Annotated in this window: 24 protein-coding genes; 11 read left to right on the top strand and 13 right to left on the bottom strand. The window is 64.8% G+C overall.

Annotated elements, in window-relative coordinates:
* The 4 genes from ACFQ3C_RS07100 to ACFQ3C_RS07115 all read left to right on the top strand — a co-directional run bounded on the left by ACFQ3C_RS07100 (position 1) and on the right by ACFQ3C_RS07115 (position 3,548).
* Positions 1-621, top strand: a complete 621-nt coding sequence (locus ACFQ3C_RS07100) for an isochorismatase family protein (RefSeq protein ID WP_380789901.1) — start codon at positions 1-3, stop codon at positions 619-621.
* Positions 618-1,487 (top strand): isocitrate lyase/PEP mutase family protein, encoded by an 870-nt coding sequence (locus ACFQ3C_RS07105; RefSeq protein WP_380789903.1) that lies wholly within the window; start codon positions 618-620, stop codon positions 1,485-1,487. The genes ACFQ3C_RS07100 and ACFQ3C_RS07105 overlap by 4 nt, the downstream gene beginning before the upstream one ends.
* Before the next feature lie 3 nt (positions 1,488-1,490).
* Positions 1,491-2,858: an FAD-dependent oxidoreductase gene (locus ACFQ3C_RS07110; protein WP_380789905.1), complete on the top strand. Its 1,368-nt coding sequence runs from the start codon at positions 1,491-1,493 to the stop codon at positions 2,856-2,858.
* A 135-nt stretch (positions 2,859-2,993) separates the two neighbouring features.
* Positions 2,994-3,548, top strand: coding sequence for a TetR/AcrR family transcriptional regulator (locus tag ACFQ3C_RS07115; RefSeq protein ID WP_380789907.1), 555 nt, complete (start codon positions 2,994-2,996; stop codon positions 3,546-3,548).
* An 8-nt stretch (positions 3,549-3,556) separates the two neighbouring features.
* Here ACFQ3C_RS07115 and recO read toward each other — a convergent pair whose 3' ends face one another.
* The 12 genes from recO to folK form a co-directional block, all read right to left on the bottom strand.
* Positions 3,557-4,294 (bottom strand): DNA repair protein RecO, encoded by a 738-nt coding sequence (recO, locus tag ACFQ3C_RS07120; protein ID WP_380791114.1) that lies wholly within the window; start codon positions 4,292-4,294, stop codon positions 3,557-3,559.
* 46 nt (positions 4,295-4,340) lie between these two features.
* Entirely contained in the window at positions 4,341-4,676 is a 336-nt protein-coding gene (locus tag ACFQ3C_RS07125; protein ID WP_380789909.1) for a DUF1491 family protein, read from the bottom strand.
* Positions 4,677-4,732: 56 nt separating this feature from the next.
* Complete coding sequence (gene era, locus ACFQ3C_RS07130; RefSeq protein ID WP_380789911.1) at positions 4,733-5,638, bottom strand: GTPase Era; 906 nt, start codon at positions 5,636-5,638, stop codon at positions 4,733-4,735.
* Positions 5,635-6,318: a ribonuclease III gene (gene rnc, locus ACFQ3C_RS07135; protein ID WP_380789913.1), complete on the bottom strand. Its 684-nt coding sequence runs from the start codon at positions 6,316-6,318 to the stop codon at positions 5,635-5,637. The genes era and rnc overlap by 4 nt, the downstream gene beginning before the upstream one ends.
* Positions 6,315-7,151 (bottom strand): signal peptidase I, encoded by an 837-nt coding sequence (gene lepB / locus ACFQ3C_RS07140; RefSeq protein ID WP_380789915.1) that lies wholly within the window; start codon positions 7,149-7,151, stop codon positions 6,315-6,317. Before lepB ends, rnc begins: the two co-directional genes overlap by 4 nt.
* Positions 7,152-7,257: 106 nt before the next feature.
* Positions 7,258-7,671 (bottom strand): holo-ACP synthase, encoded by a 414-nt coding sequence (gene acpS / locus ACFQ3C_RS07145; protein ID WP_380789917.1) that lies wholly within the window; start codon positions 7,669-7,671, stop codon positions 7,258-7,260.
* Between the two features lie 27 nt (positions 7,672-7,698).
* Entirely contained in the window at positions 7,699-9,225 is a 1,527-nt protein-coding gene (locus tag ACFQ3C_RS07150) for an alpha/beta hydrolase (RefSeq protein WP_380789919.1), read from the bottom strand.
* Complete coding sequence (locus tag ACFQ3C_RS07155) at positions 9,197-9,958, bottom strand: pyridoxine 5'-phosphate synthase (protein ID WP_380789921.1); 762 nt, start codon at positions 9,956-9,958, stop codon at positions 9,197-9,199. The genes ACFQ3C_RS07150 and ACFQ3C_RS07155 overlap by 29 nt, the downstream gene beginning before the upstream one ends.
* 18 nt (positions 9,959-9,976) lie before the next feature.
* Positions 9,977-10,639 (bottom strand): DUF2062 domain-containing protein, encoded by a 663-nt coding sequence (locus ACFQ3C_RS07160; protein WP_380789923.1) that lies wholly within the window; start codon positions 10,637-10,639, stop codon positions 9,977-9,979.
* Between the two features lie 15 nt (positions 10,640-10,654).
* Entirely contained in the window at positions 10,655-12,787 is a 2,133-nt protein-coding gene (locus ACFQ3C_RS07165; RefSeq protein WP_380789925.1) for a RelA/SpoT family protein, read from the bottom strand.
* Between the two features lie 29 nt (positions 12,788-12,816).
* A complete protein-coding gene (rpoZ, locus tag ACFQ3C_RS07170) occupies positions 12,817-13,176 on the bottom strand; it encodes a DNA-directed RNA polymerase subunit omega (RefSeq protein ID WP_380789927.1) in 360 nt (119 codons plus the stop codon).
* A gap of 86 nt (positions 13,177-13,262) precedes the next feature.
* Entirely contained in the window at positions 13,263-13,853 is a 591-nt protein-coding gene (gene folK / locus ACFQ3C_RS07175) for a 2-amino-4-hydroxy-6-hydroxymethyldihydropteridine diphosphokinase (RefSeq protein ID WP_380789929.1), read from the bottom strand.
* A 186-nt stretch (positions 13,854-14,039) separates the two neighbouring features.
* Here folK and ACFQ3C_RS07180 point away from each other — a divergent pair, with 186 nt between their 5' ends.
* Positions 14,040-14,612, top strand: coding sequence for a LabA-like NYN domain-containing protein (locus ACFQ3C_RS07180; RefSeq protein ID WP_380789931.1), 573 nt, complete (start codon positions 14,040-14,042; stop codon positions 14,610-14,612).
* Positions 14,613-14,685: 73 nt separating this feature from the next.
* Here the strand turns inward: ACFQ3C_RS07180 and ACFQ3C_RS07185 are convergent, their stop codons facing one another.
* Positions 14,686-15,135, bottom strand: a complete 450-nt coding sequence (locus tag ACFQ3C_RS07185; RefSeq protein WP_380789933.1) for a c-type cytochrome — start codon at positions 15,133-15,135, stop codon at positions 14,686-14,688.
* Positions 15,136-15,284: 149 nt separating this feature from the next.
* On the opposite strand from ACFQ3C_RS07185, the gene ispH reads away from it, so the two are divergent.
* The 6 genes from ispH (at position 15,285) to ACFQ3C_RS07215 (ending at position 18,894) form a co-directional block, all read left to right on the top strand.
* On the top strand, positions 15,285-16,235 hold the full coding sequence (ispH, locus tag ACFQ3C_RS07190; protein ID WP_380789935.1) for a 4-hydroxy-3-methylbut-2-enyl diphosphate reductase: 951 nt from the start codon (positions 15,285-15,287) through the stop codon (positions 16,233-16,235).
* An 8-nt stretch (positions 16,236-16,243) separates the two neighbouring features.
* On the top strand, positions 16,244-16,696 hold the full coding sequence (locus tag ACFQ3C_RS07195; protein WP_380789937.1) for a DUF3429 domain-containing protein: 453 nt from the start codon (positions 16,244-16,246) through the stop codon (positions 16,694-16,696).
* A gap of 32 nt (positions 16,697-16,728) precedes the next feature.
* Positions 16,729-17,349 (top strand): glutathione S-transferase family protein, encoded by a 621-nt coding sequence (locus ACFQ3C_RS07200; RefSeq protein WP_380789939.1) that lies wholly within the window; start codon positions 16,729-16,731, stop codon positions 17,347-17,349.
* Positions 17,346-17,828: a ribonuclease HI gene (gene rnhA, locus ACFQ3C_RS07205; RefSeq protein WP_380789941.1), complete on the top strand. Its 483-nt coding sequence runs from the start codon at positions 17,346-17,348 to the stop codon at positions 17,826-17,828. The genes ACFQ3C_RS07200 and rnhA overlap by 4 nt, the downstream gene beginning before the upstream one ends.
* Complete coding sequence (locus ACFQ3C_RS07210; RefSeq protein ID WP_380789944.1) at positions 17,825-18,448, top strand: trimeric intracellular cation channel family protein; 624 nt, start codon at positions 17,825-17,827, stop codon at positions 18,446-18,448. Before rnhA ends, ACFQ3C_RS07210 begins: the two co-directional genes overlap by 4 nt.
* 113 nt (positions 18,449-18,561) lie before the next feature.
* Positions 18,562-18,894 carry a NirD/YgiW/YdeI family stress tolerance protein gene (locus ACFQ3C_RS07215; RefSeq protein ID WP_380789946.1) on the top strand — a complete coding sequence of 111 codons (333 nt, stop codon included), beginning with the start codon at positions 18,562-18,564 and terminating at the stop codon, positions 18,892-18,894.
* Positions 18,895-18,915 lie beyond the last annotated feature (21 nt).

Genomic DNA, 18,915 nt, shown 5'->3' on the forward strand with positions numbered 1-18,915 from the left:
ATGGGCGCATTGACCACGATTGACCCGAAACGCACGGCGCTTCTGACGATCGACCTGCAAAACGACTTCCTGCATCCCGAGGGGGCTTACGGCCGCGCGGGTCAGGGATCCGAGGCGATCAAGGCCCTACCCGCCCGCGTGGCCCCGGTGCGCGACGCGCTGCGCGCCAAGGGTGGCACCTATGTGTCGGCCCAGTTCACGCTGGTGCCGGGGCCAGGGGGCGAGCCGCTGATCGCGCCACATCTGAAACAGCTGCGCCCCTTTCTGACCAAGGGCGATTTCGCGCCCGGCGGTTTTGGCCACAGCCTTGTGGATGACCTGGCTCCTGCGGATTACACCATTGAAAAGGTGGCCTATTCCGCGTTCTACCAGACGCGGCTGGAATACATCCTGCGCGCACTGGATATCGACACGCTGATCGTCGGCGGGATCGTCACCAATGGCGGGGTCGCCAGCACCCTGCGTGACGCGCATCTTCGCAACATTGAAACGATCATGCTGTCCGATGGTTGCGCCGCCTTCAAACAGGAGGTGCATGACGCCACGCTGATGTCGCTTGGCACCGTGACCCATGTGATGACCTGCGCCGAAACCATCGCCCTGCTGGAGTCTGCAACATGAGCCTGCGCGCCCGCTTGACCCAGACCGACATCCTCATCGCGCCCGGCGTCTATGACGGGCTGACCGCCACGCTGGCCGAACAGGCCGGGTTCGAGGCGCTCTATCTGTCCGGCGCCGCGGTCGCCTATACGCGACTGGGGCGGCCCGACATCGGCCTGACCTCGGTGTCGGAAATGGCCGACACGATGGGCCTGATCCGTGACCGCACGGCGCTGCCGGTCATCATCGACGCCGATACCGGCTTTGGCAATGCGCTGAACGCACAACGCACAATGCGCCTGTACGAACGTGCGGGGGCCACGGCCTTGCAGGTCGAGGATCAGACATATCCCAAGCGCTGCGGGCACCTGGCAGATAAATCGCTGATCTCGCCGGCGGAAATGGCGGGAAAGATCGCCGCGATGGCCGATGCACGCGCCAGTGACGACACGCTGATCATCGCGCGCACCGATGCCATCGCGGTCGAAGGGTTCGACGCCGCCATGGACCGGGCCGAAACCTATGTGCAGGCCGGGGCCGATGTGCTGTTCATCGAGGCGCCCCGCTCGGGTCAGGAACTGGCGACCATCGCGCAGACCTTCAAGGGGCGCGTGCCGCTGCTGGCGAACATGGTCGAGGGCGGGCATACGCCCATCACCTCGGCCACGGACCTGCAAGCCATCGGCTTTGACATCGTGATCTTTCCGGGCGGGATCGTGCGGGCCCTCGCGCGCACGGCGCAGGATTACTATGCCAGCCTGCGGGCCAACGGGTCCAACACGCCCTTCGCCGACCGGATGTTCGATTTCGACGGGCTGAATGCCTGTATCGGCACGCCCCAGATGCTGGCCATGGGTCAGCGGTTCGACGGGCAGGACAAGGGCTGACCCATGACCATCGCCCCCAGCCCCGCCCAAGGGTTCGATCTTGAGGTGCAGACCCTGATCATCGGGGCCGGCGCCTGCGGTATGGTGGCGGCGCTGGCCGCGCAGGAGGCGGGGCAAGAGGTGCTGGTGATCGAGGCCGATCTCCTGCCGCGCGGATCCACCGCGCTGTCGGCGGGGTTGATCCCGGCGGCGGGCACCCGGTTCCAGAAGGACGCCGGGATCACGGATGATGCCGCGCTCTTTGCCGCCGACATCCAGCGCAAGGCCCATGACGAGAACGACCCCGATCTGGTCGCGGCCCTGGCAGAGGGATCAGGCCCCGCGATCGACTGGCTGGCGGATCGGTTCGGGCTGCCCTTCTCTGTCGTCACGGATTTCGACTATCCCGGCCATTCGCGGCGGCGGATGCACGGGCTGCCCACGCGGTCGGGCGCGGAACTGGTGGACCGGCTGCGCCAGACCTGCGAGGCGGAAGGCATCGACATCATCTGCGAACGCCGCGCGACGGTCCTGCATCACGAGGGCCGGACAATCACCGGCGTCACCGTCGCCCTGCCCGATGGCAGCACCGAGACTATCGGCTGCGCGCGACTGATCCTGGCCTGCAACGGCTATGGCGGGAACCGGGCGATGGTGGCCGAACACATGCCCGCGATCAGTGATGCGCTCTGGTTCGGCCATGATGGCAACCGGGGCGAGGCGGTTCTGTGGGGTCAGGCCCTTGGCGCAGGCACCCGGCATCTGGGCGCCTATCAGGGGCATGGCAATGTCGCACATCCCCATGGCATCCTGATCACATGGGCCGTCATCACCGAAGGCGGCGTACAGGTGAACCTTGAAGGGCATCGTTTCTGGAACGAGGCGCAAGGCTATTCCGAGGCCGCGCGCGCCGTCATGGGCCAGCCGCAGGGTCAAGCCTGGGCGATCTTCGATACCCGCATTGCCGGAATAGCCCGCCAGTTTGCCGATTTTCAGGCGGCCGAGGCGCAGGGCGCGGTCAAGACCGCTGACACTGTTGCTGCCTTGGCTGAGGCCACGGGCCTGCCTGCCGATGCGCTGGCCGACACGCTGGCCGCGATCCCGCAGGGCGGCACGGATCAGTTCGGGCGCAGCTTCCAGACCCCGCCGCTGACACCCCCTTATGCCGCCGTGCGCGTGACCGGGGCGCTGTTTCATACGCAGGGCGGGCTGGACGTGACCGGCACAGGCCGCGTGCGGCATCAGGACGGCACGCTTTTCCCCAACCTGCATGCGGCAGGCGGGGCCGCCTGCGGTGTATCGGGAACGGCCGACAGCGGCTATCTGTCCGGCAACGGTTTGCTTAGCGCGGTGGTTCTGGGGCGTGCCGCCGGGGCTGACCGGATCGCGTGACATCGGCGCGTTTCGCCGGGCATCTGCAAGCTTTGCAGGCATATGCGCGTCTTCGCTGCACCGCAGCGCGACATTTCGCCGTGGATCACATGTCCGATATTGCGGGAATCACGGGTGCAGCGTAGGCCGCAAGTCATGAGCACACGCGCCCGCCTGACCCGAACCGACTGGCTGCTGGCCGGCTTCCACGCCCTGGCAGAGGCCGGTCCCGTCGCCTTGAAGGCCGAACCGATGGCCAGGCGGCTGGGTACGACCAAGGGGTCATTTTACTGGCATTTCGCCGATGTGCCGGATTTTCATCGCCAGATGCTTGCGCTGTGGGCCGAAGGGGCGCTGGGGCATATCCCGGCCCTGCTTGCCGATCAGCCCACGCCCGTCGCACGTCTGCGCCGGTTGGGACAGGTGGTGGCCGGGGATGGTCATCCGGTGCTGGGCGATCTGGCGGTCGAACCCGCGATCCGCGCCTGGGCGCGCGGGGATGACAAGGTGGCCCAGGTGCTGTCCGGCGTCGATGCCGCGCGCATCGATCATATCCAGCAGCTTCTGACCGAAGTCGAGATCACCAACCCCGAGATGGCCCGCATCATCTATGCGGCCCATGTCGGCATGCAGGACCTGGCCGCGCGTGACGGTCGCGACAATGCAGGTCCGATGGGGTCGCTGGTCGATCTGGTGCTGGCGCTGCGCTGATCCCGGCCTCAGGTCGGCGCGCTGCGCCGCGCGAATGCATCGACAAAGCGCTGACGCGCCTCGGGCAGAGGTTTGTTGCCCATGGCGGGCGCCAGATGTTCGCGCAGGAAATGCCCGGTCGTGCGGAAACCTTCGGCAATCTCGTGATCGGGGGCGGGGCCATGGCCCATCAGGCAGGGTGGCAAGGGCAGCAAGCGGTCCGCCCAGTCGCCGGCCCCGGCCCGCGACACCGCGCGCCCCGTGCGCGGCGAGACGTAACTCAGGTCATTGGCGCCATGCCCCAGCACGGCGCATGTGCTCAGGTCCAGCCCAAAACCCGCCTCTTCCAGCAGGGCCAGTTCCCATTGCAGATAGGCCAGCGGCCACAGGTCCTGATCCCCCAGCAGATCCAGAAGCGCCTCGCTCCGGGCATAAAGCACGGGATGGCCTTCACGTTCGGGCAAGGCGAACACCAAAAGTGCCGTGACCGCGTTCAGCCCGGCAAGGGCCTGCCTGTCGGACAGGGCCATGGCGGCGCGGCTGCGCAAGGGTTCGACGGTATAGCTGCCGATATGATCCTCAAGCCGCGCGCGCCAGACAACGTCCAGCTGCGCGCCGGGCTGCAGGATCGGCGCGATCTTGCGGCTGGCCCCGCCGCGCACCACGCCTGCGTGGCGGCCATGTTCGCGGGTGAATACCTCGATGATGGCCGCGGATTCACCGTGCCGCCTGCTGCTCAGCAAAATACCCTGATCGCGCCAGTCCATGGTTTCACTATCCACGCGGAAGGGTGCGGGACAAGGGCAGAATGGGTCAGTCCGACAGCCCCGGTTCGTCCAGCAGATGCCGGCCCTGCCGGTCCTCGACCTCGATCACCCAGATATCCCGGTCACGCGCCCGCTGCCGAAGCAGGGCGGCATCCACCTCGGCTTCGTCCCCTTCGGCCAGCACAACCCAGGTGCGCGCGCCCGACATCAGGTCGAAAGATCGCTGGAAAGCGACGGCGCGCCGATCAAGCGTATTCAGCTTGACCAGAACCGCGCCGGCGCTGTCATCGCCATGCGCCACCACGAAGGCCGGGATATCGGCCAGGCGCAGCCGCGCCAGATAGGCCGCGACCCAGAAACTTGCGGTCAAGCGATCCGACATGCCGCGCCCCCTGCTTCATCGTTCCAAAAATACTCAAGGTGCGGCGGCGCGCCGTTTCAGGCGTTGCCGTCCTTGAAATCCAGACCCATCTCGGAATAGCGCTCGGCCTCGTCCAGCCAGCCCGAGCGTACCTTGACCTGAAGGAACAGATGCACCTTGCGGCCCAGGAACTCCTCGATCTCGGCGCGGGCCGCTTGCCCGACCGCCTTGATGGTCTCGCCCTTGTTGCCCAGAACGATGCCCTTGTGCCCGTCCCGGATCACATAGATCACCTGGTCGATGCGGGCGGAGCCGTCCTTGCGCTCTTCCCAGTTCTCGGTCTCGACGGTCAGCTGATAGGGCAGTTCCTGATGCAGCCGCAGGGTCAGCTTTTCGCGCGTCATTTCGGCGGCGATCATCCGCATCGGCAGATCGGCGATCTGATCCTCGGGGTAAAGCCAGGGGCCTTCGGGCAGTTCCTGGGCCAGCCATGCGCGCAGATCCTGCACCCCATGCCCCCGTTCCGCCGAGATCAGGAAAGTCTTCACGAAAGGAAAGCGCTCGTTCAGGTCCTTGGTCAGCGCCAGCAGCGCCTCGGATTTCACGCGGTCGATCTTGTTGATGGCCAGGGCCACGGGACGGCTTTTGCCGATCCCTTCCAGCCCTTCCAGAATGCGCTGCACGCCGTCGGTCACGCCACGATGCGCCTCGACCAGCAACACCACGATATCCGCATCGGCGGCCCCGCCCCAGGCGGCGGCCACCATGGCGCGATCCAGCCGCCGCTTGGGTGCGAACAGACCGGGCGTGTCGACGAAGACGATCTGCGTCTCGCCTTCCATCGCCACGCCACGGATACGCGCGCGTGTCGTCTGCACCTTATGCGTGACGATCGAGACCTTGGCCCCCACCATCCGGTTCAGAAGTGTCGATTTCCCCGCGTTCGGCTCGCCGATGAGGGCCACGAATCCTGCGCGTGTCATGCGCTCTCCAATCTGTCCAGCAGGGCCTTTGCCGCTGCCTGTTCCGCCTGCCGCTTGGATCCCGCGGTGGCGCTTTCGCTCTCGCCCGTCTCAAGCTGGGCCGCCATGGTAAAGACCGGGGCATGATCCGGCCCTGACCGTTTCAATTCAACATATTTCGGAGGCGGCAGGCCGCGTGCCTGCGCCCATTCCTGCAACGCGGTCTTGGCGTCACGGGCGTCTTCCTCGACCGCGCCGATCCGGTCGCCCCAGAGCCGCAGGATCAGGGACCGCGCCGGATCAAAGCCCGCATCGATGTAGACCGCCGCGATCAGGGCCTCCATCGCGTCGCCCAGCAGCGCCAGCTTGCGCCGCCCCCCCGAGATCATCTCGGACCGGCCCAGTTTCAGCACATCGCCAAGGTCGATCTGGCGGGCCACATCGGCGCAGGCTTCCTTGCGCACCAGCGCGTTGTAGCGCGGGGCCAGCTGGCCTTCGGTCGCCTTGGGATCATTGGCCAGAAGCGCCTCGGCCATCACCAGGCCTAGCACGCGATCTCCCAGGAACTCCAGCCGCTGGTTGTCATCCCGCGTGGCCGAGGACATCGACGAATGCGTGACCGCGCGCACCAGCAGTTCGGGCCTTTGGAATGTATACCCGATCCGGCCCTCAAGCGCCTTCAGTTCCGCGGAAAGCTTCACTCGATCCCCTTGAAGTAACGATCGCTGCGCCAGGTCCAGAAGGCCAGCATCGAGCTTCCGGCGGAGGAGAACATGATCCGGTCCGCCCGGCCGATCAGGTTTTCATAGGGCACGAAGCCAACGCCCCCGGCCTGCTGTGGCACACGGCTGTCGGTGGAATTGTCGCGGTTGTCGCCCATGAAAAAGTAATGCCCCGCGGGCACCGTGTAGAGCGGCGTGTCATCCGAGCTTTGGCGCGCGATGTTCAGCACCTTGTGGCTGCGCCCGCCGGGCAGGGTTTCGATCTGGCGCGACTTCAGGCAGGCGCCACCCTCACCCACCGGGCCGTTTTCGCAGCGCGGGCGCAGACGCTGGGGGCCCTGGGCGGTCATCACCTCTTCGAAGATGCCATCATCCTCAAGCTGCACCGGCTGGCCATTGATCTGCAACACGCCGCCGATCACCTGGACGGTTTCGCCCGGCAGGCCGACAAGGCGCTTGATGTAATCCTGACCGTTCACCGGGTGGCGGAAGACCACGACATCGCCGCGCTCCGGTTCGCCGGCCAGAAACCTGGTATTGTCTCCACCGACAAAGCCGCAGATGTCCTCGGCGTCGATGTTCAGGCCCACGACGGGAATGCGGATTGTCGGGCAGGAGGCAAAGGAATAGCCATAGGACATCTTGTTGACGAAGAGGAAGTCACCGATCAGCAAGGTCTCCTTCATCGACCCGGACGGGATCCAGAAGGGTTGGAACAACAGCGTGCGGAAAATGCCCGCGATCAGCAGGGCATAAACGACAGTCTTGATCGTCTCGATGACGGAATTGCCTTTATTGGCATCGGTGGCCATTGGGTCGTGCTCCTGCTCGGGCGGTCAGCGCTACATGAGGGGCGAGGGGGCGCGAGTCAAGCCAAGCCGGGCGCGATGATCTGCCGCCGTCTGCCGGTTTTGCCGGTTACGGGCCTTTTTCGGCGATGGGGCGCGCTTCGATCACCACGAAGGCCTGCGCCCAGGGGTGATCGTCCGTCAGGGTGACATGAATGATCGCCTCATGCCCCGGCGGGGTCATGGCGGCCAGCCGTTCCGCCGCCCAGCCGGTGACCTGCATCTGCGGCTGGCCGCTGTGCAGGTTCGAAACCGCCATGTCGCGCCAGCTGATCCCCATGCGCAGGCCGGTGCCCAGCGCCTTTGAACAGGCCTCCTTGGCGGCCCAGCGCTTGGCATAGGTGCCGGCCACATCCTTGCGGCGTTCGGCCTTGGCCTGTTCGACAGACGTGAAGACACGGTTGCGGAAACGGTCGCCAAACCGTTCAAGCGTGGCGGCGATGCGGTCGATATTCGCAAGGTCGGTGCCGATGCCCAGGATCATTGTCTTTCCCTTTCTGGCCCGCAGACGCTAGCCGATTGCGCTGAACAGCGGAAAACTGACACCCAGCGCCCAGGCCAGCACCAGCCCCAGTCCCAGGCCCGCCGCCGCCGCACCGCTGCGCCGCGCCACCCAACGCCCCATAAGACCATGGACCACATAGAACAACAGGATGACAGGCGCGATCATCACCAGAAAGAACAGCCCTTCCGGGTCCAGGGCCACAGCGATGCCCAGCGACACAAGAAAACCCAGCCGCGCCAGGATGCGCCGCCCCCATGTGCCATGCCCTGCCCCGCTGATCAGCGCGTCGGCTAGCATGAAGGGCACCGCCCCCAGCGCCAGCGCGGCGATGATCCAACCCCGATCGACCGTTGGCAGGAAATTCGCGCCGTAGCGATCCAGCGTCAGACCGAAGGCCCCCAGCCCCCACAACAGCACGAAACCCGCCGCAGGCAGGGATAGCGGGCCGGGCCGCAGGCCGAACCGCCACAGGATCGCCAGTTGCAGACCACCATAGATCAACAGATGCACCGCCAGATGATCGGCCACCAGAACAGGCAGAGTCTGAAGGCCCAGCATTACCGCCAGCACCGGGGCCAAAACGGCGGGCAGCATGATCGCCAAGGCGAACTGTCCGCGCGTGACCTGTGCAACGGGCTTGCCCAGCTTCGGCAGATAACCGGACAAGGGCCAGGCCAGCACCACGACCGCCGCCAGCAAAAGCGCAAGCCAGCGGCCCGTGGCGGGCGGTGTGACATCGCTGACGCGACCGAAGGACTGGTCGAACCAGTCCAGCGCCGCCGCCTGCCCGGCCCTGCTGAAAAGAACGCCGACGTGTTCCACACCCGGCGCCACGATGGCCGCGCGCCGGACAGCGCCATCCGTCACGGTCTGCCCTTCTGCGGCCTTGGGGTCCACCATGTGCAGGGCAGCAAGGGCAAAGCGGCGCAAGGGCGGCTCTGCCTGACCGCTGATCAGCAGCATATCGGCGGGAAAATCCGGTGTGACGGCTTGCGAGAAGGCGGAAATGGCCACGATTGGCCCGATGCCAGGGTCGGCCGCAGCCGTGCGGATGATGATGTCCGTGGCCATCGAATGGCCCAGCAGGGCGACCGGCCCGGTCCAGCCTTCGGCGGCGCGGGCGGCATTGACTACCGCCAGGGTCTGATCGACCAGGCGCATGGTCGTGCCCTCAATCACGGTGACATCGCCGGACATGGGGACCGTGTTGCGGCCATGGCCCTGAAAGTCGAATGACCAGACGCGGTAGCCTGCCCGCGCCAGCGGCAGGGCATAGCCCTGCATCATCTGGCGTGACCCGGCAAACCCGTGTGCGACGATTACCAGCGGGCCGTCGGCACCGGGCAAGGCCGCGCGGGTCACGGGACTGTCCGCCGCGATCAGGCTTTCGATCTGAAGGCCCTGCCGCGCGCGTTCCAATTGCCACAGTGCCAGCGACGCAAGACCCAGCCCCAGCAGCAGGACCGCCTGCCGCCACAGGGTCTTGCGCCGACGCGCCACGGGATCAGGCCTGTGCGGGGGCGCGGGCGGCATCCATCAGGCGGCGCATTTCGTGGATGGCCGGGGCCAGCCCGCGAAAGATCGCCTCGCCGATGATGAAATGGCCGATGTTCAGCTCCATCACCTCGGGGAAGGCCGCGACGGGCTGCACGGTGTCATAGGTCAGGCCATGACCGACATGCACCTCGAGGCCCAGGGAATGGGCAAAGCGGGACATCTCGCGCAGCGCTTCGAGTTCGCGATCCCTGTCGTCGAAACGCCCCTCGTGATGGGCGTCGCAATAGGCGCCCGAATGCAGTTCGATCACCTGCGCGCCGATCCGGTGGGCGGCCTCGATCTGGCGGGCGTCGGCGGCGATGAAGATCGACACGCGGCAACCCGCTTCGCGCAGGGGGGCGATGAAATGCGCCAGCCGGTTTTCCTCGCGCGCGACCTCAAGCCCGCCTTCGGTCGTGCGCTCCTCGCGCTTTTCGGGCACGATGCAGACGGCATGCGGACGGTGGCGCAGCGCGATGCGCTGCATCTCGTCGGTTGCGGCCATCTCGAAGTTCAAAGGCACCTTGAGCACCTGCATCAGCCCTTCGATGTCGGCATCCGAAATATGGCGGCGGTCTTCGCGCAGATGGGCGGTGATGCCGTCGGCACCCGCTTCCTCGGCCAGCCGCGCGGCGCGCAGCGGATCGGGCGTGTCGCCGCCGCGCGCGTTCCGAACGGTGGCCACATGGTCGATATTCACGCCAAGGCGGAGCTTTCCAAGCGGCTTCATCACAATCATCCTTTCGCGTCAGTCGGTTTTTTGCCGCGCCTCGGCCGAACGCTTGGCCTTGGCCTTGAGCGCCGCCAGCTTGGCCTTGATCACCCCGCTGCGGCGTTTCTGATAGGCGCGGATCAGCGGTACACTGATGATGTAGCAGATCGTCGCCGCGACAAGCCCCGGGATGATGCCGCCAATCAGATAGGGAAAGAAAACCTCGTCATAGAAAATCTTGAGGCTGTGCCAGTCGACCGTGGCATCGGTGAACATCGCCATGAAATTGTGCTTCAGCGCCTCGCCTGCATCCATGAACTTGCCGCCAAGCGAGCGCGCGATGTGATCGTCCGAATGCGCGGGCGTGCCCAGCAGGAAATAGCCCATCCGCATCGAAATCACGCCAATCGGCACATAGGTCAGCGGGTTGCCGAAGAAGGTGGCCAGCAAGGCCGCAAGGACATTGCCCCGCATCACGAAGGCGATGATCGCGGCCGTCAGGAAATGCAGCCCATAGAAGGGGGTGAAGGTCGTGAACACACCCGCGAATATGCCGCGGGCGATTTTCTCGGGCGTATCGGGCAGACGATGCAGACGGTGGCGGACATATTGCGCCGCACGTGTCCAGCCGCCACGCGGCCAGAAGAACTCGAACACGACCTGCCAGAGCGGACGCTTTTCCCTGCGCTTGAATACCAAGGACCTGCTCCTCCTCTAACTGTTCGAAGCGCCGGCACGGGACGGATCCCGGAACCTTTCCACTGCGGCCACGTCACTTTCCGCCTCGAGTGCGGAGATGACGGAATGCAGGTGCTCGGCATCCCGCAGATCGACTTCGATCAGCAGTCGATAAAAATCCGGTTTACGGTCGACGAATTGCAGGTCCGAGATATTCGCCTTCTGCTCGCCGATCAATGTGCAGATACGTCCCAATACGCCCGCGTCATTGCCGATGGTCAGGTTCAGGGTGGCGGTATGGATCGGCGGGTGCTTGCCCGAGTGCCAGTGCACGTCCAGCCAACGGTCGGGCTGATCCTCGTAGGTGGCCAGCGCCTCGCAATCAATGGCATGCACCACCACGCCCTTGCCCCGTAAGGTGATGCCCACGATCCGTTCACCGGGCAGTGGCTGGCAGCAGCGGGCGCGGTCGAAATTCTGCTCCGGCGACAGACCGATGACCGCACGTTTCGTGTCGATCTCGTCCGTCTGATCGGGGGTCAGATCGGGATAGACCGAGCGCACGACCTCGCGCGCGCTCAGCTCTGCGCTGCCCAGACGCGCCAGCACCTCGTCGCGCCCGTCCAGCCGCAGATGGCGCGCGGCGGTGTCCAGTACCTTGTCGGTGGCCTTCTTGCCCAGATGTTCGAAAGCCGAGCGCGCCAGTTCGTGCCCCAGCTTGATGAAGCGGCCGCGGTCCACCTCGCGCAGGGCGCGGCGAATGGCGGCCTTGGCCTTGCCGGTCGTGGCGATCTCAAGCCAGGTGGCCTGCGGGATCTGTCCCTGTGCTGTGATGATCTCGACCGACTGGCCATTCTTGATCCGGGTCCAGAGCGGCACACGCATCGCGTCGATCTTGGCGCCCACGCAGGCGTTGCCGATCCGGGTGTGGATCGCATAGGCAAAATCAATGGGTGTCGCGCCGCGCGGCAGTTTCACCACATCGCCCTTGGGCGTGAAGCAGAAGACCTGATCCGAATACATCTCGAGTTTCACCGCCTCGAGGAATTCGTGGTGATCCTCCTCGGCGTCGAACTGTTCGGACAGGCCCGCGATCCACTTGGCGGGATCAACCGCAAAGGGGTTTTGCGTACGCACGCCGTCGCGATAGGACCAATGCGCCGCCACGCCGGTTTCGGCCACGTCATGCATCTGCCGGGTGCGGATCTGCACCTCGACCCGCTTGCCGTCACGCCCCGACACCGTGGTATGGATCGAGCGGTAGCCGTTCGATTTCGGCTGGCTGATGTAATCCTTGAACCGGCCGGGCACTGCACGCCAACGCTGGTGGATCACGCCCAGCGCACGGTAGCAGTCTTCCTCGGACAGGGTGATCACGCGGAACCCGTAGATGTCGGAGAGGCGCGAGAACCCCATCTCTTTTTCTTCCATCTTGCGCCAGATCGAATAGGGCTTCTTGGCGCGCCCGAACACCTGCGCCTCGACCCCGGCCTTTTCAAGCTCGGCGCGCATGTCGCTGGTGATACGATGGATCACATCGCCGGTTTCTTTCTGAAGCGTGATGAACCGCCGCATGATCGAGGCGCGGCCTTCGGGGTTCAGCACCTTGAAGGCCAGATCCTCAAGCTCCTCGCGCATCCACTGCATCCCCATGCGGCCAGCCAGCGGCGCGAAGATATCCATCGTCTCGCGCGCCTTCTTGGCCTGCTTTTCGGGGCGCATCGCCTTGATGGTACGCATGTTGTGCAGACGGTCGGCCAGCTTGACCAGGATCACGCGCAGATCCTTGGACATGGCCATGAAAAGCTTGCGGAAATTCTCGGCCTGCTGGGTCTCGCTGCTGGACAGTTGCAGATTGGTCAGCTTGGTCACGCCATCGACCAGATCGGCAATCTCGGTGCCGAAACGCTCGGCTACTTCGGCATAAGACGCCTTGGTATCCTCGATCGTGTCATGCAACAGCGCGGTGACGATGGTTGCATCGTCAAGCCGCTGCTCTGTCAGGATGGCGGCAACGGCGACGGGATGGGTGAAATACGGCTCGCCTGATTGGCGAAACTGACCCTCGTGCAGGGCCAGGCCATAGTCATAGGCCGCGCGAATAAGCGCCTCGTTGGTCTTTGGGTTGTAGTTGCGGACCAGTGCGATCAGGTCTTCAACCGCGATCATTCCGTCCGCTTCCTTCCCGCGCGCGAGCCTCAGCCCTGACCCTGTGCTTCCATCAGGGCGCGCAGCAGCTTTTCCTCGGACATGTCGTCGTCCATCGGCTTGTCAGCCGCTTCTCCGCCACCCATCAACAGGGCCATCGAATCATCCTCGGGCTCGTCGACCTCGATCTGGTTCTGGTTCGATTCGATCAGACGCTCGCGCAGCTCACCGGCGGACTGGGTTTCCTCTGCGATCTCGCGCAGGGCAACGACAGGGTTCTTGTCCTTGTCACGATCCACGGTAAGAGCAGCGCCAGCAGCGATTTCACGCGCCCGGTGCGCGGCAAGCATCACCAGTTCGAACCGGTTCGGAACCTTGTCTACGCAGTCTTCAACGGTTACGCGGGCCATGAGAGCACTCCAATCAGCGGATGTCGTGTCATACACACAAGGGTGTATACTGTAGAAACCCGCTATTTAGGCCGGATCGATGCCAGTTACAAGCCGCTATTGGCCGGATCCCGTTGCAAGGGGCGCACGGCGGCGCGATCCGCTGCGGAGAGGGCCGCACACATCTGCGCCACGGTCTGCCCGGTCAGCGGGTGTATCCAGTCGGGCGCGACATCGCACAATGGAACCAGGACGAATGCGCGGTCCTGAATCCTGGGATGGGGCAGGATCAGGCGGTCGGGCACATCGCGCGCCTGACGCTCGGCCGGCAGATCGCGCCATGCGGCCTGTGTTGCCGCATCCGGCAAGACAGTGTCCCCTGCGGCCAGCAGATCAAGATCCAGTGTCCGCCCCCCCCAGCGCTGCAGGCGTTTGCGGCCGTGCCGGGCCTCGATCCGGTGCAGGATCTGCAGAACCTCCTGCGGGGTATGCCCCCCCGCCAGACGCGCCGCGGCATTCACATAATCAGGCCCGGCGCCTGCCGGAAAACAGGGTGTAGCGAAGAACCGGCTGACCGCGAGAACCTGCAAACCCGCCGCTGCAATGTCGCGCAGCGCGGCCTGCAATGTCTGATCAGCGCCCCCCGCAGCCGTAGGAAGATTGCCGCCGAGGGCGATGAGGAATTCCTGTATGTGCATGATTTATCAACTATCTTTTGATACCATGATAATGGCTTGCGATTGTACGGGTCGCAGCATAATTTCAACCGCAACTGTCGCTTATTTTACATCTTACACCACTCACGCGTATCATTTCTCGTCTTTTTACAAAAACCGCCCCCCTCCCCCCGTTGCGACAGTGCCGGAACTCGGAAGGATCCACTTATGTTTTACAAGGACGAACGGCTTGCGCTGTTCATCGACGGCTCGAATCTCTATGCCGCAGCCCGTTCGCTCGGTTTCGACATCGACTACAAGCTTCTCCGCCAGGAATTCATGCGTCGCGGCAAACTTGTGCGCGCATTCTACTACACGGCGCTGCTGGAAAATGACGAATATTCGCCGATACGCCCCCTCGTGGACTGGTTGCATTACAACGGGTACACGATGGTGACCAAACCCGCCAAGGAATATACCGACAGCCAGGGGCGTCGGAAGGTCAAGGGCAACATGGATATCGAACTGACCGTCGATGCCATGGAACTGGCCCCGCGCGTGGATCATATCGTCCTGTTTTCGGGCGATGGCGATTTCCGCCCGCTGGTGGAAAGCCTTCAGCGGCAAGGCGTCAGGGTATCGGTCGTGTCGACCATCCGCAGCCAGCCGCCGATGATTGCCGACGAATTGCGCCGCCAGGCCGACAACTTCATCGAACTGGACGAGCTGAAGGACGTGATCGGCCGGCCGCCGCGCGACCTTCCCCTGCCGCGTGACAATGGGGTCGTGGCCGAAGTCTGATGGCGCCGGAACACATGGCACCACATCAAGCGGGCGGGTTGCGGATGCGATCCGCCCGTTTCACGTCATGCGGTCATTTCACCGCGGCCCGCGCATTGATCTGATCGTGAATCTCGATCACGCGCGGTGGCCATGTGCTTTTGATATAGGCCAGCGTCGCTGCGATCTCGGCATCGGTCAGCACATCCGCAAATCCTGACATGTGGCTGCGGTAGCCACCGCCGACCATCGCCTCGATCCCGTATTTCGTGATGTCGAACAATTGCTGATCGGGGTGGTGCCAGGTGTGACCGCTGGGATCATGGGGTGGGGCCGGCAGGTAGCCGTCTTCGTCCCGCACCTGCCAGTCCGCCTGCCCCTCCAGCCCTGCCCCATGACAGGCCGCGCAATATTCACCATAGATCTGCTGCCCCTGGGCCACTGCCGCCGGATCGCGCCACGGCAGAAACCCGGCCTGTTCCGCGGCGCTCAGCGGCTGTGCCACCGGCGCAAGGGCAATTACGGCCAGTATCCGCATCCGCATCGTCACGATCCTTTCCTGTTGTCGCCCGCACCATCTGCGACAGGGCCTTGGCGGGCAAGTCACAGCGCCGTGAGATCGCGGCCCTGCCGTCTTGGGGACTGGACCCGAGGCGGATCAGGCTTTACCTCTGCGGGTAACAGGAGAACGCGATGACAAAACCGCCCCTTACCCTTTACCTGGCCGCCCCGCGCGGGTTCTGCGCGGGCGTGGACCGCGCGATCAAGATCGTCGAGATGGCGCTGGACAAATGGGGGGCGCCGGTCTTTGTGCGGCACGAAATCGTGCATAACAAATTCGTCGTCGATGGGCTGCGCGCCAAAGGCGCCGTTTTCGTCGAGGAACTGGACGAGGTTCCGGCCGACCGCCCGGTGATCTTTTCCGCCCATGGGGTGCCGAAATCCGTGCCCGCCACCGCCGAGGCGCGGCAGATGATCTATGTCGATGCCACCTGCCCGCTGGTCAGCAAGGTTCATATCGAAGCAGAGCGGCACCATGACAACGGGCTGCAGATCGTGATGATCGGCCATACCGGGCATCCTGAAACCATCGGCACGATGGGGCAATTACCCGATGGCGAGGTGCTGCTGGTGGAGACGCCGCAGGATGTGGCGGGGCTGACGGTGCGCGATCCGGCCAAGCTGGCGTTCGTGACGCAGACCACACTGTCAGTGGATGACACCGCCGAGGTCGTGGCAGCCCTCAAGGCGCGTTTTCCGGGCATCGTGGGGCCGCACAAGGAAGACATCTGCTATGCCACGACCAACCGGCAGGAGGCGGTCAAGGCGATGGCCCCCAAATGCGACGCGATGCTGGTCGTGGGGGCGCCCAATTCGTCGAACTCGAAACGCCTTGTCGAAGTGGGGGCGCGGGCGGGATGCGCCTATGCCCAGTTGGTGCAGCGGGCCACGGATATCGACTGGCGCGCGCTTGCGGGCATTTCCAGCATCGGGATCACGGCGGGCGCCTCGGCCCCCGATGTGCTGATCACCGAAGTGGTCGATGCCTTCCGCGACAGGTTCGACGTGACCGTCGAGCAAGTCGTGACCGCCGAGGAGAACGTGGAATTCAAGGTGCCGCGTGTCCTGCGGCAACCGGCCTGAGGCGGATCATGCAAGGCATTCCCCGCTCCGCCCTGATCCTTGGCCTGGCCGGTCTGGTTCCCTTCGTCTGGGGTGCGCTGACCGTGCTGTCCGAGCCGCTGAATTTCTGGAGCGGTCAGACACTGGGGGGGCGCTTCACAGGCCCCTATATCGGGCTGTTCTACGGCGCGGTGATCCTGTCGTTCATGTCCGGCGTGCTGTGGGGGTTTGCCACCAAGGCCAGCGGGGCGGTCGCGGCCTCGGGCTATGTGCTGTCGGTGATCCCGGCGCTCTGGGCGTTCTTCATGACGGGCGGCGGTCCGGTCAGCGCCTCGATCAACCTGATCGCGGGCTTCACGGGCTTGCTGTTGCTGGACTGGATGTTCTGGAAACAGGGGCTTGCGCCCGAATGGTGGATGGGGCTGCGGGTGCTTCTGACCACGATCGTGGTGATCTGTCTGGCGGTCGTCGCCTTCGCCTGACATAGAGGTGCGACCTTTCAAGGAATGCGATCATGACCCGGATGACCCTTTATTCGATGCCATCCTCCGGCAACAGCTACAAGGTGCGGCTGCTGCTGGCGCTTCTGGGGCGTGACTATGCCCATGTGCCCTGCGAGGCGGGAACGCCCGCGCTGGCGCAGGCCAAGGCGGATGGCAAGGCGCCGCTGGGCAAGTTCCCGGTGCTGCATCTGCCCGACGGGCGGGTGCTGAACGAATCCGACGCGATCCTGTGGTATCTGGGCGCAGGCACGGATTGGGTGCCCGCCGAACCATTCGCGCAGGCGCAGATGCTGGCCTGGATGTTCTTCGAGCAAAACCGCCACGAGCCAGTGATCGCCGTCCGCGCGGCGCTGCGGTGCTATCCCGAGCGCGCGCATCTGGCCACGCCGGAACGGATGGCCGCCCTGCTGGAGGAGGGCCACGGCCTGCTGGCGCTGATGGAGGATGGTCTGGCCGGGCAGGACTGGTTCTGCGGCGCGCGTCCGACAATCGCGGATATCGCGCTTTACGGCTATACCTGCACGGCGGACACGCGCGGCGGTTTTGACATGACGCGCTTTCCGGGCCTGCAGGCATGGTGTGCCCGCATGGCTGCCCTGCCAGGGTATGTCGCGCTGGATCATCAGCCGTGACGCAGCTTTACGCCTATACGGACGGGGCCTGTTCCGGCAATCCCGGCCCCGGTGGCTGGGGCGCGCTGATGCGCGCGGTGCGTGACGGGAAAATCATCAAGGAACGCGAGCTGAACGGCGGCGAGGCAGAGACCACGAACAACCGCATGGAACTGCTGGCCGCGATCAACGCGCTTGAGGCACTGGAAAGGCCCAGCGAGATCACCATCGTCACCGACAGCGCCTATGTGAAGAATGGCGTGACGGCGTGGATCCACGGCTGGAAAAAGAATGGCTGGCGCACGGCGGACCGCAAGCCCGTCAAGAATGTCGAGCTGTGGCAAAGGCTGGACACCGCACAGGCGCGCCACAAGGTGACCTGGGAATGGGTCAAGGGCCACGCCGGCCACCCCGAGAACGAGCGTGCGGATGAATTGGCCCGCGCGGGCATGGCCCCGTTCAAGGTGAACGGAAAGGCCAACGGGACATCGGGCCGATGAGCCTGCTTGTCCTGCTCGACTATGCCTCGGTGCTGGTCTTTGCGCTGACCGGGGCGCTGGTCGCGTCGCGCGCGCAGCTTGATATCGTGGGGTTCTTCTTCATCGCCTGCCTGACGGCGGTGGGTGGCGGCACGCTGCGCGATGTGCTGCTGAACCGCGATACCGTCTTCTGGGTGGCGGAACCCACCTATATTGCCATCGCCTGCACGGCGGCGCTGGTGGTGTTCTTCACTGCGCATCTGCTGGAAAGCCGCTACCGCGCGCTGATCTGGCTGGACAGTCTGGCGCTGGCCGTGGCGGTGCCTGCGGGCGTGGGTGTGGCCATGGGCATGGATCAGCCTGCCGCCATCGTGCTGATCATGGGCATGGTCACGGGCTGCCTGGGTGGGCTGATGCGCGACGTGGTCTGCAACGAGGTGCCGCTGGTCCTGAAACAGGGCGAGCTTTACGCATCCGCCGCCTTTGCGGGGGCCGGTGCCGCGCTGATCGCGCGCGAGTTGGGGGCCGGGACACTGACGGTTCTGGCGGCCTGCGCGCTGCTGACATGGGTGCTGCGCGCGGGATCGCTGGCCTTTGGCTGGCGTCTGCCAGTCTACAAAAGCCGCCCGCCACGGGTGTGACAGGCCGATAACGGATCGCTGACGCCGATGTTATCCGGGGGGCGATTGCACGGGGATTTCCTGCCACCCATGTGACCCCTGTTCCGGTGCGTCAACCCTTGAAAGGATATCCCGTGCGCCATCTGTTTCTGACTGCCGCCATCACGCTTGTGGCCCTTCCGGCCCATGCACAAAGGGATGTGACACCCGTATCCAAGGCCGAACGCGGCACGATGGTGACGGTTCAGGGCAAGGTCGCGCGCATTCTGGATGAGGACACGTTCCGCCTGAGCGACAGCAGCGGCGAGATCCGTGTCTATGTCGGGCCGAACGTCGTTCCCGCCAAGGTGGGCGAGAAGATCACGGTGCATGGTGTCGTCGATGACGATCCCGGCCCGCGCGAGATCTATGCGCGCACCATGATGCGCGCCGACGGCACGCTGGTCACTTTCGACTACAGCTATTGAGGGCTGGGCCAGGCGCGTATC

Source organism: Seohaeicola saemankumensis (assembly GCF_042678485.1).
In the GTDB taxonomy this organism is placed as follows: Bacteria; Pseudomonadota; Alphaproteobacteria; order Rhodobacterales; family Rhodobacteraceae; genus Seohaeicola; species Seohaeicola saemankumensis.